The organism is Aurantiacibacter odishensis, from assembly GCF_003605195.1.
GTDB classification, from domain to species: domain Bacteria; phylum Pseudomonadota; class Alphaproteobacteria; order Sphingomonadales; family Sphingomonadaceae; genus Alteraurantiacibacter; species Alteraurantiacibacter odishensis.
The window spans coordinates 22954-37018 of the sequence record NZ_QYOS01000016.1 but is presented as its reverse complement, the minus strand read 5'-3'; the positions used below and the strand labels follow the sequence as shown (position 1 = coordinate 37018).

9 protein-coding genes and 1 tRNA gene are annotated in these 14065 nt (G+C 65.4%); 4 read left to right on the top strand and 6 right to left on the bottom strand.

Features of this window, described 5'->3' with window-relative positions:
• The first annotated feature begins 33 nt into the window (after positions 1-33).
• The gene (locus D4Q51_RS00740; RefSeq protein WP_120075560.1) at positions 34-825 is read left to right on the top strand and encodes an NAD kinase; all 792 of its coding nucleotides are present in this window, start codon (positions 34-36) and stop codon (positions 823-825) included.
• Between the two features lie 69 nt (positions 826-894).
• Positions 895-969: transfer RNA gene (locus tag D4Q51_RS00735), tRNA-Asn, on the top strand.
• Between the two features lie 147 nt (positions 970-1116).
• On the opposite strand, the gene D4Q51_RS00730 is transcribed toward D4Q51_RS00735, so the two are convergent.
• From D4Q51_RS00730 to D4Q51_RS00720, 3 genes are all read right to left on the bottom strand, one after another.
• On the bottom strand, positions 1117-1878 hold the full coding sequence (locus D4Q51_RS00730; RefSeq protein WP_162925077.1) for a class I SAM-dependent methyltransferase: 762 nt from the start codon (positions 1876-1878) through the stop codon (positions 1117-1119).
• A 52-nt stretch (positions 1879-1930) separates the two neighbouring features.
• A complete protein-coding gene (gene secA / locus D4Q51_RS00725; RefSeq protein ID WP_120075556.1) occupies positions 1931-4738 on the bottom strand; it encodes a preprotein translocase subunit SecA in 2808 nt (935 codons plus the stop codon).
• A 90-nt stretch (positions 4739-4828) separates the two neighbouring features.
• Positions 4829-5113: a hypothetical protein gene (locus D4Q51_RS00720; protein WP_120075553.1), complete on the bottom strand. Its 285-nt coding sequence runs from the start codon at positions 5111-5113 to the stop codon at positions 4829-4831.
• An 82-nt stretch (positions 5114-5195) separates the two neighbouring features.
• Here D4Q51_RS00720 and argJ point away from each other — a divergent pair, with 82 nt between their 5' ends.
• Both argJ and D4Q51_RS00710 read left to right on the top strand, forming a co-directional pair.
• Positions 5196-6422 (top strand): bifunctional glutamate N-acetyltransferase/amino-acid acetyltransferase ArgJ, encoded by a 1227-nt coding sequence (gene argJ, locus D4Q51_RS00715; protein WP_120075608.1) that lies wholly within the window; start codon positions 5196-5198, stop codon positions 6420-6422.
• A complete protein-coding gene (locus D4Q51_RS00710) occupies positions 6419-7225 on the top strand; it encodes an inositol monophosphatase family protein (RefSeq protein ID WP_240624506.1) in 807 nt (268 codons plus the stop codon). The genes argJ and D4Q51_RS00710 overlap by 4 nt, the downstream gene beginning before the upstream one ends.
• On the opposite strand, the gene trxA is transcribed toward D4Q51_RS00710, so the two are convergent.
• From trxA to D4Q51_RS00695, 3 genes are all read right to left on the bottom strand, one after another.
• Positions 7222-7542 (bottom strand): thioredoxin, encoded by a 321-nt coding sequence (gene trxA / locus D4Q51_RS00705; RefSeq protein WP_120075550.1) that lies wholly within the window; start codon positions 7540-7542, stop codon positions 7222-7224. The genes D4Q51_RS00710 and trxA overlap by 4 nt on opposite strands.
• Positions 7543-7634: 92 nt before the next feature.
• The gene (gene addA / locus D4Q51_RS00700) at positions 7635-11078 is read right to left on the bottom strand and encodes a double-strand break repair helicase AddA (RefSeq protein WP_120075548.1); all 3444 of its coding nucleotides are present in this window, start codon (positions 11076-11078) and stop codon (positions 7635-7637) included.
• Positions 11075-14053, bottom strand: coding sequence for a PD-(D/E)XK nuclease family protein (locus D4Q51_RS00695; protein WP_420807519.1), 2979 nt, complete (start codon positions 14051-14053; stop codon positions 11075-11077). The genes addA and D4Q51_RS00695 overlap by 4 nt, the downstream gene beginning before the upstream one ends.
• Positions 14054-14065: the final 12 nt, after the last annotated feature.

The window sequence follows — 14065 nt, the reverse complement described above, 5'->3', positions numbered from 1 at the left end:
TGTCGGCGCCATCACGGCGGGAGGAGACAGTTCGTGGCAGGCGATCACCAGAAATTCGAAAAGCTTGGCCTGGTCTATTCCCAGAGCGACCGCGCGCGAAAAGCCGCGAAAGAGCTGTGCGAACGCTACGATTTCGTGCCGGAGGAAGAGGCCGATGCTCTCATCGCACTGGGCGGCGATGGCACGATGCTCGATACGCTGCACGACATGCTGGACGACGGGAACATTCGCCCGGTCTTTGGCCTGAACTTGGGCACGGTCGGCTTCCTGATGAACCGTTATCATGGCGCCAGCGGTCTGACCCAGCGCCTTGCCGAGGCAAAGGCCATGCCGATCCTGCCGTTGCGCATGTCCGTCACCAAGCAGACCGGCGAGACGTGCACCTATTGCGCCATCAACGAGGTCAGCCTGCTGCGTGAAACCCGGCAGACCGCGAAGATCGAGATTTCCGTGAACGGCCGCGTGCGTATCCCCGAACTGGCGGGTGACGGTATCCTGCTTTCCACGCCGGTCGGCTCCACCGCCTACAACCTGTCGGCAAACGGCCCGATCCTGCCGCTCGATTCGAACATGCTCGCCCTCACCCCGATCAGCCCGTTTCGCCCGCGGCGCTGGCGCGGGGCCATCCTGCCCGATCGCAGCAAGGTGCGCTTCCGCGTGAACGAGCCCGCCAAGCGTCCCGTTGCCGCCGTGGCCGATTCGAAGGAAGTGCGCGACGTGGCTGAGGTGCATATCGAAGTGGCGCGCGAGATGGAGATGACGCTTCTGTTCGATCCACACCAGGCATTGGACGAGCGGATCGTGGCCGAACAGTTCGTCACCTGAAAAACCTGAAAATCGGCTCTTGCCAAACGGAATCGCGCCCCATATACGCGCGGCTCGCCTTCGGGCTGCTCCCCGATAGCTCAGCGGTAGAGTAGGTGACTGTTAATCACTTGGCCGTAGGTTCGAATCCTACTCGGGGAGCCATTTTCCAACCCATCGACGGAACCATGCCGCGCCGAAAGCGCGCATGAAAAAGGCCGCGCTTCTTTGACCCGTCGGCCAGGGAGAAAGCGCAGCCTTGTCATCGCGTAATGCGCGTTTCCGGGCGGGGTTCCCGATATCCGAAAAAAATTATCGCGGTTTCCTGAAACGCAGGGCGAACTTGTCGCTCACCCCGTCGAAATCGCGCGGGCTGACGATGTGCGGGTCAGCCGGGTTGCGGAGCAAATCGCTCTCAGCCTCCAGCGTGAAGCCGGCGCCTGTTACCTGCTCTCGCACGGCGGCAGGGTCGATGCGGTGCAATGTCGACGTGGCGGAAAGGCCGGTCCCGGGCGCGGCGTGGTCCTCCACGAAATAGATCCCGCCCGGCTTCAGCGCGCCGTAAGCCCAGGAATTGGTCGCCGCGACCTTGGCGTTGGCGAGGTCGTGATAATTCTCGGTCGTCCATACAAGATCGACCTGCTCCGGCAGCGAGAGCGTGTCGTAGCCCTCGACAACGACCACTTCGACATTGCCGTATTGCTCGGCAATCGCGTTGATTCCGTCGAGACCGCCGGGGCGATTGGCGAAGAAGGCTGGCATCAGGGCATAGACCTTCCCTTCCGGCCCCACGGTCTGCGAGAGGATACGCGTATAGTAGCCGCCGCCGGGCGCGATTTCCGCCACGACATCGCCGCGCTGCACGCCGGCGAAAGTCACGATCTCCTCGGGCTTGCGCGCCTCGTCGCGCGCCATGTCTTGAGCAGGGCGCGCGGGGCTGAGAACGGCGGCCATGATGTATTCGCCCATGTCCACCTGCGAGTAGCTGACGGGCGCAGGCGATGTGTTGGCCGAGCACGCCGCCATGGCGAGCGCGCCAAGAGAAACAGCGAAATTACGGCAAGTTGACGGCATGGGGGCTCTCCTTCGCCCCCATGCTATCGGTATTGTGCAATCACACAAGCCGTCAGGCGACGGCGCCGTGACAATGCTTGTACTTGTTGCCCGATCCGCAGGGGCACGGCGCATTGCGGCTGACGTTCTTGTCCGCATAGGGATTCTCGCGCTCTGCCGAACCGGCGGTGCCGGTGCTGGCCACGGGCGAGCTCGCCAGCGTGCCGAACAGCGGCTGCATCCGTTCCGACCCGTCGCCGTCGTTGCTGTTGTCGTCGCCGGTGAAAGGATCGACATGGCCGGTGAGGAAATCGGGCAGGTCCGGCAAGGCGCGCGGCGGCGGCGGGGCGGCCGGGCGCAGTTCCGCGGTAAGAAGCACCTTGGTCACATCCTCGCGCAGGGTATCCAGCATGGTCTGGAACAGGCCGAAGGCTTCCTGCTTGTACTCGTTGATCGGCTGCTTCTGCGCATAGGCGCGCAGGAACACGACCTGACGCAGCGCATCGAGCGTCGCGAGGTGTTCCTTCCAGTGATAATCCAGACGCTCCAGCAGGATGGACTTTTCCACCCGGCGCCAGCTTTCCTCGGGGATTTCCGCCGTGCGCTCGGTCAGGCGCTGTTCGGCGAGGTCCTGCAGGCGCTCCTCGATCAGTTCGGGCTCGACCGCGTCCTCTTCCATCCAGTCGTCGATCGGCGGGGTGAGGCCCAGCACTTCGGCGACTTTCTCCTTGAGGCCGGCGACATCCCACTGCTCGGGATAGGAACCCGGCGGGCAGGCTTCGGTGACGATGGAGCCGATGGCGTCCTGACGCATGTCGAGCACGACGTCGTCCACGCGTTCTGAATCCATGATCTCGCTACGCTGTTCGTAGATCACCTTGCGCTGGTCGTTCATCACGTCATCGTACTGAACGACCTGCTTGCGCATCTCGTAGTTGCGCGCCTCGACCTTTTTCTGGGCAGTCTCGATGGCCTTGGAGAGCCACTTGGAGCCGATGGCTTCGCCGTCTTCGAGGTTGGCGTTCATCATCTTGGAGAACAACGTGTCCGGCCCGAAGATACGCAGCAGGTCGTCCTCCAGGCACAGGTAGAAGCGCGAAAGGCCGGGGTCGCCCTGACGGCCCGAACGGCCGCGCAGCTGGTTGTCGATGCGGCGGCTCTCGTGCCGCTCGGTGCCGAGCACGAACAGGCCGCCTGCGTCCTTCACCTGCTGGCGTTCTTCCTTCACTTCGGCCTTGATGCGTTCGATCGCGGCGTCCTTTTCGGGGCCGTCCTCCATGTCGCGCAGCTCGTCCTCAATGCGGAAATCGACGTTACCGCCAAGCTGGATGTCCGTTCCGCGGCCCGCCATGTTGGTGGCGATGGTGACGGCACCGATGCGGCCTGCCTGCGCCACGATGTGCGCTTCGCTCTCGTGCATGCGGGCGTTGAGAACGTTGTGCTTCACACCCTCCTTCTCGAGGAACTTGCTGAGCAGTTCGGACTTCTCGATGGAGACGGTGCCCACCAGCACGGGCTGGCCGGTGTCGTACTTCTCCTTGATAGCCTTTGCGATGGCCTGGAACTTGTCCATCGTGTTCTTGTAGAACTCGTCCTCTTCGTCGATGCGGGCGACGGGAACGTTGGTGGGTATTTCCACGACGTTCAGTTTGTAGATGTCCCAGAACTCGCTCGCCTCGGTGGCGGCGGTGCCGGTCATGCCGGACAGCTTGGGATACATGCGGAAGTAGTTCTGGAAGGTGATCGAGGCCATGGTCTGGTTCTCGGGCTGGATTTCCACCCCTTCCTTGGCCTCTGCTGCCTGGTGCAGGCCGTTCGACCAGCGGCGGCCGTCCATCATGCGACCGGTGAATTCGTCGATGATCACGACCTTGTCGTCCTTGACGATGTAGTCGGTGTCCTTCTTGAACATCACTACCGCGCGCAGCGCCTGATCGAGGTGGTGGACGACCTGCGTGTTCTCCACGTCATAGAGATTGTCGGTTTCGAGCAGGCCGGCGGCGATCAGCCGCTTCTCCATCTCCTCGACACCCTCTTCGGTGAGCTGGATGTTCCGGGTCTTCTCGTCCTTGATGTAGAAGCTTTCCTCGTCGGTCAGCTCGTCGCCGTGCTCCTTCTCCAGCGCTTCCTGGTCCTTCACCAGCTGCTTCACCAGCGTGTCGAGCGCGATATAGAGATCGCTCTTGTCCTCGGTCGGGCCGGAGATGATCAGCGGGGTACGCGCTTCGTCGATCAGGATCGAGTCGACCTCGTCGACGATGGCGTAGTTGAAGGGGCGCTGCACCATCTGGCGGCGCTCCTGCTTCATGTTGTCACGCAGGTAATCGAAGCCGAATTCGTTGTTGGTGCCGTAGGTAATGTCGGCGGCATAGGCCTTGCGGCGGGCGGCCTCCGGCAGGTTCGGCACGATCACGCCCGTGGTGAGGCCGAGGAAGCCATAGAGCTGCCCCATCCATTCCGCGTCGCGGCGGGCGAGATAGTCGTTCACGGTGACGACGTGCACGCCCTTGCCCTCGATGGCGTTGAGGTAGGTGGCAAGCGTTGCCACCAGCGTCTTGCCCTCGCCCGTCTTCATCTCGGCGATTTCGCCGCGGTGGAGAACGATGCCGCCCACCATCTGCACGTCATAGTGGCGCATCCCCATGACGCGCTTCGAAGCCTCGCGCACGGTGGCGAAGGCTTCGGGCAGGATATCGTCGAGCGTCTTGCCCTCTTCCTCGATCTTCTTGCGAAACTTGAGCGTCTGCGCCTTCAGCTCCTCATCGGAGAAATCCTCGAGCTGTTCTTCCAGGGCATTTATGCGCGCGACGATCTTGTCGAGCGAGCGGACGTAACGGTCGTTGGACGAGCCGAAAAAGGACTTGGCGAGTGCTTGCCACATGATGGACGAATCCTGTGAAATATATGGAAAAAGAGGCCGCGCATGGTGGCGCAGCCGGAATAGGTCAGGCGATTTGAAAGGGTTGCGGCGCTATTCGCGCGCGCGGTCTGCCTGAAGCTGGACGGTGGGCGTCCAGACGGTAACGGGCTTGGGCTTGCACGGCACCTGCGAGCGCTGGGCCCGCTGTGCGGCACGCACCAGTTGCAGCGGCTGCGTGGTAACTGCCTGGCAGTCCTCCACATTGCCCGATGCCGCCACGCTGACAACGCTGGCCTGCGCCGCAACGGCAGGCGTGGCCGTGAGGCCAAGGCCGCTGATAAGCGCAAGAAGAGTGAGCAACTGGCGAAGCATGTTGCCTTCCAGATAGCGGTTCATTCCTTAAAGTCCACTGACGATACTGCGACAGCGGTGAATTGTCGTGTTGGCGGAAGGACAAAGCGCATTTATGGCGTGCGCCATGGACATAGAGACCTCCCCCCTCGCCCGGCCCTTCCCCGATATGCCCGCCATCGACGGCGTAACGCTGCGCGTGGCGCGGGCGGGCTACAAGAACTGGGACCGCGCTGACCTGACCTATGCCGAACTGGCAGAAGGCACGACGCTGGCGGGCGTCTTCACCCGCAACGTGTGCTGTTCCAGCGAGGTGGAACTGGGGCGCGAGCAGGTGAAGCTGGGCCGCGCACGGGCGTTGGTGGTGAATGCAGGCAATTCCAACGCCTTCACCGGCTATCGCGGGCGCGAGGCGGTGGAGCAGATCATGGCGCAGGTGGCGCATCACCTCGATTGCAAGCCGTCGGACGTGCTGGTCTCTTCCACCGGCGTCATCGGAGTGCCCCTGCCCAAGGACAAGGCGGAGGCCGGTATCGCGCAGGTGCTGGAGGCGCAGGAATGCTCGTGGGAGGATGCAGCGCGCACCATCGGCACCACCGATACCTTTGCCAAGGGCGTAACGACCTCTGCCATTCTGGGCGAAACGAAGGTCACGCTGAACGGCATCATCAAGGGCAGCGGCATGATCGCGCCCGACATGGCAACGATGCTGGGCTACGTCTTTACAGACGCGGCGGTAGAGCCTGCCTTCCTGCAACAGTGCCTCGCCTTTGCGAACCAGCGCACGTTCAACTGCATTACCGTCGACAGCGACACCTCCACCAGCGACACCGTTCTGGCCTTTGCCACCGGCAAGGCGGGCAACGCGCCGCTTTCCTCGTTCGACGATCCGGGCGCCGATGCCTTCGCTGCCGCCCTGATGGACACGTGCATGCAGCTTTCCCACCTCGTCGTGCGCGACGGCGAAGGGGCGCAGAAGTTCATCGCGGTGAACGTAAGCGGCGCCGAATCGGACGAGAGCGCCCGGCGCGTGGGGCTGGCCATTGCCAACTCCCCGCTGGTAAAGACCGCAATCGCGGGCGGCGATGCCAACTGGGGCCGCGTGGTGATGGCCGTGGGCAAGGCGGGCGAGCCTGCTGACAGGGACAAGCTTGGCATTGCCTTCGGCGGCGTCTGGGCTGCGAAGAACGGGCTTCCCCTGCCCGATTACGACGAGACCCCGGTGGCCAAGCATTTGGAGGGGCGGGAGATCGACATCACCGTGGAGCTCGGCCTTGGCGAAGGACGCGCCACCGTGTGGACCTGCGACCTGACGCACGGCTACATCTCGATCAACGCGGACTACCGGTCGTGAGCATTATTGATCGCGAAATCCTCGCCATCTGCCGCGACGTGACGGATCGCGTGATACTGCCGCGTTTCCGCAACCTTGCCGACCACCACATCGAGGACAAGGGTGGCAACGATCCTGTCACCATCGCCGACAAGGAAAGCGAGGAAGCGTTGCAGGAGGCGCTCGACAAGCTCGCGCCCGGCCTGCCCTGCGTTGGGGAGGAAGCCGCGCACCACGAGAAGAGCGTGCTCGAACGCCTGAAGGGGCCGTGCTGGATCATCGATCCCATCGACGGCACGCGCAACTTCGCCAGCGGTCAGCCGCCGTTCGGCATCCTGATCGCGCAGGCCGACGGCGGCGTGGCGCAAAGCGGGTGGATCTACGATTGCCTGTCAGGCCGGTTCTGCGCCGCCCATCGCGGCAAGGGCGCGACCGTCGGCGGCGAGAAAGTGACCGCCCGCACCACCGGGGAAGACCCGCCGGTCGCGGCGATTTCGCTCATCTTCATGGACGAGAGCAAGCGCGCCGCCATGATCGAGCACATCTGTCCGAACTACCGCCTCACCGACATTCCCTATTGTGCAGCCGAGCAGTATCCGCGCCTCGCGCTGGGCGAGAACGACGTCTCGATATTCGAGCGCACGCTGGCCTGGGACCATGCGGCAGGGTGTCTGTGGCTGGAGGAAGCGGGCGGCAAGGCCGCGCGGCCCGACGATGGCTCGCCCTACCGGGTGGACGAGTGGGACCGCAAGGGGCTGGTCGCCGCCGCCACGCCGTCCCTGTGGGAGGCCATGGCGGCGCGACTCAATTCACTGGAGGCTTAAAGGACGCTTTCGAGCCACGCCTTCAGCGCGTTCTTGGGGGCGGCACCTTTCTGCTGGGCCACCGGCTTGCCGTCCTTGAAAACGACGAGGTAAGGGATCGACTGCACGCCCATCTGGCCGGGTACATCGGGGTTTTCCATGATGTCCATCTTGGCAATCGTGACCTTGTCGGCCAGTTCGTCGGAAATTTCTTCAAGCGCCGGCGCGATCATCTTGCACGGGCCGCACCAGTCGGCCCAGAAATCCACCAGCACGGGCTTGTCGGCATCCAGCACGTCTGACTGGAAGCTGGCATCGGTTACGTTCACGGTCGCCATTATCGTTCTCCTGAATATTCTTGGCACCCTAACTAGGGCGTTCGTTCAGGGACTCAATGCTTCGGCAACAAAAGCTTTCCTTGGGTGCGCTGCTACTGCGGCTTGTGCGCGTCCAGCAGCCCGGCAGGGATCGCGATAAGCTGCGGCGTCTGGGTGTAGAGCACCGCCGCCTCAACCTCGCGATCGGGATAGATCACCGAAAGCGCCGCAACGTAGGCCGCCATCTGCCGCAACGTGCTTTCTGGCACCTGCGCGATATTGGACGGTGGGCGGCGTGCCGTCTTGAAATCGGCCACCACCACGCGCTCCGGCGTTATCAGCAGCCTGTCCGCCGTGCCCGCGATCACCTGCTCGCCCACGGTTGCCGCCAGCGGAACTTCGGCCAGCGCCTTTGGCCCGAACAGGTCGCGCCATTCGGGCGTATCGAGCACGGCCAGCGCGCGGGAGAGCATGTCCTCGCGCTCCTGCTCAGCGAGGTCCGGCGCGCGCCGCGCCAGCCATGCGCGCCCGCCGCTTTCGCGCAATTCTCTGGGCGTATCGGGCAAGCGTTCGAGCAGTGCGTGAATAAGCACCCCGCGCCGCGCGGCAATGGCTGCCTGCTCTGCCGGGAGCGGCGGATCGGCGCCCTGCTCCTCGGTTCCCGCCGATGGTGCCAGCGGACGCGGCGGACGCGGTTCGGGGCCGATAGGCGTGATCGCCCATTTCGGCAGAACGGGCGGGATTGGCAGCGCCTGCTGCGACTTGTGCGGCACTTTCTCCGCCCGCTCGCCCAGTTCGAGGCGCCATCCCCACGTTGGATCGTCGAGCGGTTCCGCATCGAACAGCGGCGCTAGCCGGGCAAACCAGCTGTCTTCGGCAGGCTCCTTCTCGCGCTTGCCCAGCGCGCCGCCGATGAACAACGCCTCCTCCGCCCGCGTCATGGCGACATAGAGCAGGCGCCAGTGCTCCTCGCGCTCGGCAGCCTTGGCGGCATCGGCTGCGGCCTGGATCGGGCCGACGCGCTCCTCTGTACGCAGGCCGGGCAGCGGGATGGTGCGCCCTTCTCCACCCGGCACGCGTTCCGCCAATTCGAGACCGGAAGCGCGCGAGGCATTGGGATCGCCGCAGGCATCGGCGAGGATGACGATGGGGGCCTGCAAGCCCTTGGAGCCATGCACGGTCATCACCCGCACCATGTCGCCCGCACCCTCGGCCTCGCGCTTCAGTTCGCCGTCGCCCGCGTCGAACCAGCGGATGAAGCCTTGGAGGCTCGGCGTGCTGGATGCGCTGAACTGCTGCGCGGCGTTGAGAAGCTCGTCGATCGGGTCGTTGGCTTCCCGGCCAAGCCGCGCCACCAGCTTGCCGCGCGCTTTCCACGGCCCCAGGAGAACCCAGTGGAGCAGCGCCTGTGGTGTCTCGAAATCAGCCAGAGCCAGGAGTTGCGAGAGCATGGTGACGGCTTCGCACGGTTTCTCGGCGGCGAGATCGCGCAGGTGATCCCACAGCGCCACGCCCTTCTCCCGCGCGGCATATTGCAGCAAATCGTCCTGGCCCCACCCGAAAACGGGCGAGACCAGCAGGCTGGCAAGGCTCAGGTCGTCACGCGGCTGCGCGGCAAAGCGGAGCGCGGCCATCAGGTCCTTCACCGCCAGCGGCGCGCCGAGGCGCAGACGGTCCACACCGGCCACGGGAACGCCCGCAGCGTGCAGCTTGGCGACGATCAGTCCGGCCAGTTCCTTGCGCTTCCTCACCAGCACCATGAAATCGCCCGGCGTGGCGTTGCGCGGGTTGGCCTTGTCCTTCACCAGCGGAAAGCCGCCGTCCCACATCTGCCTGATCTGGAGCGCGATTTTCTCGGCCATGCGCCGCTCCGGCTCGGATACGCCGATCTCCGGACCGTCTTCGCCGCCGTCCTCCGCCTCGTCGGGATGGCCGGGAACGGGTGCCCACAGCGTGACGAGACCGGGCCGGTTGTCGCCAATGTGCGGCTCCGGCTTGCGGTCGAGCCCGAAATTGCCGTGACCGATGGCCTCGATGGCGTCGTCCACGAAGGTGAGCACGCTTTGCGCCGTGCGATAGCTGCGGCCCAGCCCAAGGTCCTGCAACTCCCGCGCGTCGATGCCCTGCCGCGATTGCGCCACGCCCTGCACCCATTCCGACAGGCGACGGGCATAGCTGGCGCGCGCAGCGGCGAAATTCTCCGGACTGGTGCCTTGGAAGCGGAAGATCGCCTGCTTGTAATCGCCCACGACGAAGATCGTGCGCAGCCTCTCCTCAGCCTGCCCAAGCCCGGCGAAGAAATCGTCGGTCAGCGCGTCGATGATCGCCCACTGCGCCTCGTTGGTGTCCTGCGCCTCGTCAACCAGGATATGATCGAAGCGGCGGTCCAGCTTGTAGCGGATCCACGCCGACATGTCCGAATTGCCGAGCAGCTTGGCAGCACGCATGATGAGGTCGTCAAAATCGACCAGCCCCTCGCGCGCCTTGGCATCGTCCCAGGCGATGGCGAACTTTCGGCCCACTTCCAGCGCGGGGGTGATGTAATCGACGAGGTCGAGCAGGACTGCCTGTTCGCGTATCGCGGCGAGGCATTCTCCTACGCGCCCCGCAGCATCGGCGATGGCGGGATCGTGTTTTTCCAGGCTGGAGAGCGAACGCACGTCCCCTTTCTGGGTGAACAGCGAGGCTGTCAGAGCGTCGCAGGAATCGAAGCGCGCCGTGGTGCCACCGGCCAGCCAGTTGTCGATAGCCTCCAGGCAGCCGAGCGCCGTTTTCGTGCCCCACGCCGCATGGGCCCCGCGCCATTGCCGCAAGGCATCGCAGTCGAACGCCTCGTCCCCGCAAAGCTCAGCCAACCCTTCGCGAGAGGCATCCGCGTCCAGCCCGAGCAAGCGCTTCACGCGCGGTTCCATCGGCGGCTGCCACGCCCCGTTGCCGAACCACACGTCGCGCGACGCGGCGCATCGCATCAGCCAAGCGCGCGCGCCGTCGGGACCGTGGCGCTTCGACAGGTCCTCCAGCGCGGTGACCGAAGCAGCATCGCTTTCCTCCCACTCCACCAGCAGTTCGCGCAGTACGCGGTCCGCCAGCAGGTCGCGGTCGCGGTCTTCCATCGGGCGGGTGCCGGGAATAAGGCCAGCCTCTTCCGGGAAAGCGGCGAGCAGCCACTGCGAGAACGCGTGGATCGTATCGATGCGAAGGCCGCCGCCGGGGCAATCGAGCACGGCGGCGAACAGCGTGCGGGCGCGGGCGCGCGTTTCGGGATCGAAGTCCGCCCCGATGGCGCGCAGGTCGCCCACGAGGCGATCGTCCTCCATGCGCACCCAGTTCGCCAGCACCTCGTTGACGCGGGTCGCCATTTCGGCCGCGCCGGCCTTGGTGAAGGTGAGGCACAGGATATGTTCCGGCCGCACGCCCGGCGTCAGCAGCAGGCGCAACACGCGGGCGGAGAGCACCTGCGTCTTGCCCGTGCCTGCCGAGGCCGAAAGCCACACGCTGTCACGCGGCTCCACCGCCAGCGCCTGGTTGTCCTTCAGAGGGAATACCTTACCGCTCATGCCTCGTCCCGCCCCTGCCATTCGGCAAGCCGCATCAGCTGATCGTAGGTGTCGTATCCCGGCGCATCGGGGTTGAGCCGCGCGGTGAAAGGCTCGTCGCCCAGCAGCCAGCGGTCCAGCGCGTCGTCGAGAAATTCGCGCGCCTTGGGCAGGAATTCGGCAGGCGGGATGCCGGTGCGCTTTTTCCCTTCCAGCAATGGCGTGGAGACGTACCCGAACCCCGTGGGATGATCCTTCGCCTTGGCCTTGCCGAGCGACCAGTATTCGAATTTGACAGGATCTCCGCTGATGCTCTCGAACCCGCCCGCCTGCGCGATGAGCCCGATGGTTCCGAGTTGCAGTGCAAAGCCTTCCTCAACCTGCGCGCCGGTGGGCGGGCTGCCGGTCTTGTAATCGACGACGGCCAACGTTCCGTCGGCCAGCCTGTCGATCCGGTCCGCCTTGCCGAAAATGCGGATACCGCGCTCGGTCATCTCGCCCCATTGTTCGATAGCGACGGGCTTGCGCTCCGGGTCTTCCTCGATCGTCTTCGCAACCCATTCCAGCGCCGCCATGAGACGCGGTCGCCACAGCGCACGCATCAACGGGTGAGCGGACATCTCACGCAGGTGCCTGTCTGCAAGGTCGGCAAGCTCACCCTTGCCCTTGTGCCAGTCTTCCAGGATCGCGTGCGCCAGTTCGCCCTGCCAGGCGGGTGTCGGCTCGGCATCAACCCCGTCCAGTTCGCCAAGCCGCAGGAGCTTGCTCGCGTAGTATTGGAACGGATCGCTGCGCAGTCGATCGAGCGCGGTCACGCTGATGTCCTGCCGCCGCATTTCTGGCGGAGGACACGGCTGCGGTCGCGGCGCGTGGGGAACAGGTGGCGGATCATCAAGCGCACGTGCCAGCGTCACCACCTCGCAGTCTTCGTGCTTTGCCACCAGGTCCTCACCCAGCAACGCCCGCACACGGAGCAGGAAGCGGGAGGCGATGGCAGGTCCGGCAAGATCGCGGCGGGCACGCGTCAGCACGACTTCGGGGGCGCCGAGCGCTCCGGCAAGATCATGCGCGGAAAGGCCAATGCGGAAGTCAGCCCCCGGAACGCCCAGAGCGCGCAGGACTCCGGGTGCAAGCAGCGGATCGGTGGCCGGACGCGGCGGCCAGGTGCCTTCGTTGAGGCCAGCGCAGATCACCAGGTCGGCGCGGGTCATGCGCGCTTCCAGCAAGCCGTAGATCGCCACGCGCGGATGGCCGCCGTAGGGTGGACGCACCGCAACGCGGTCCATCGCGTCGCGCAGCACCAACGGCAGGTCTTCGGCTTCCAGCGGCGTATCGATGTCGCGCGCATGAAGGCGCAGGTCCTCGACGAAGGCGGAGAGCGCACGGCCATCCTCCCTCGCCCACAGACCCTCGCCGCACAGAGCCTCCCCGGCGGCCGCCAGCAAGTCGAGCCACGTCGCCAGTTCAGCGGACTCCCCTGCCTCCAGCAGTGGGGACAGAATGCTCTCGACCTCCTGCCACCACTGTTCGACGCCAGCCTTTGTCGCCAGCGGCCTCAGCGGCGCGAGACCCGGAGACTTGCGCGGTCCGCGCAGCTTCAGTTCGAACCGGCGTGTCGCGCGCAGCCAGGCCGCCCTGCCCTCCCCCGCCGCGACCAGTGGATGTTCCAGCAGCGCAATCAGCGGCACCGGCGCGGCAGGTTCCGCTACCACTTCGGCCAGCAACAGCAGGACGCGCCCCGCAGCGGTCTCGCCCAGGGGACGGCCAGCGGAATCGTCCGCCTCGATGTTCCAGCGGCGCAAGTGTTGCGCCACGCGCCCGGCAAGACCCCTGTCTGGCGTGACGACGGCCACGCGCTTTTCCGGCTCGTCCAGCGCCTCGCGAACCAATAGAGAAACCGTCTGCGCTTCTTCTTCAGGATTGCCAATCTCGACCAGCCTCACGCCCGCCATTCGGCGCTTGGCAGCAGGCAGCTTAACCCAAGCCTTGCTGGCTTCCGGCGGCAGGAACAGGCTGGAAATGGCGTGCGTGCGTTCGGGAGGACCCTTGGCAAGGCCGGCGCGGTGCCATTGCTGCACTTCGCCTCGCGCCACGCCCATGCGATTGAGCAGCAGCTTCAGGTGATATTGCGGATGCGTCAGCGCGTCGCCGCTGGTGAACGGCGTTTCACCGGAGGTATCGCCCGCGCTGCCAAGCTCGTCCCACACCTCATCACCCATCGACAGGTCGAGATCTGGCAGCACGACAGCGCCCTGCGGCAATTCGGACACCGTGCGAAGCAGCCGCGCCAGGGCAGGAGCGGCGCTGGTGACACCGGCGGCGACGAAGGGCGTGTCTGGCGGGTTCTCGCGCATCCGGCGCGCCGCCTCGCGGAACAGCATGTTGCGCCGGGCCGCAGCATCGCGCTCTCCCCGCTCTTCCAGTTCGGCGAGCCACAGGCGCTGGACCGTGGCGAACAGGTGAAGGTTGTCGCGCCAGTGATCGGACAGGTCGCCGACCAGGTCCAGCACCCGCTCCGACAACAGATCGTCGGGCGCGATTTCCTCCACCAGCAGGCGGTCCATCACCTGCCCGGTCTCGCGCGCCAACCTGAGCAGCGCGGCGCCTTTCGGAGCCTGATCGCCGCGCACATCACGAATGATGGCAGCGAGGCGAAGCCAGCGGCGGGTGGGATCGGCGGCTGGCGGTATCGCCGCACCCGCGCCGAGCGAATCGAACAGCGGGCCGAGCGATTCGTCGAGGTCCAGATCGCCCACCAGCACCATGCGCGGCATCAGCAGGCCCTTGCGGCCCGTCTCGCCTGCGTGGCGCACGAAAGCCTCGCTCATCGTGCGCGCGGCGCGGGCGCTGGGCAGCAGCAGCGTCAATCGGGCAAGACCGAAGACATCGTCGGCGTATCGCGGCACGAGTCCCGCCACCAGCGCATCGGCAAAACCGCGATGCGCTGCGATCGAATAAACCTGTGGTGTTTGAAGGTCTTGCCGCCCCGCCATCATTGCAGCCTAGAC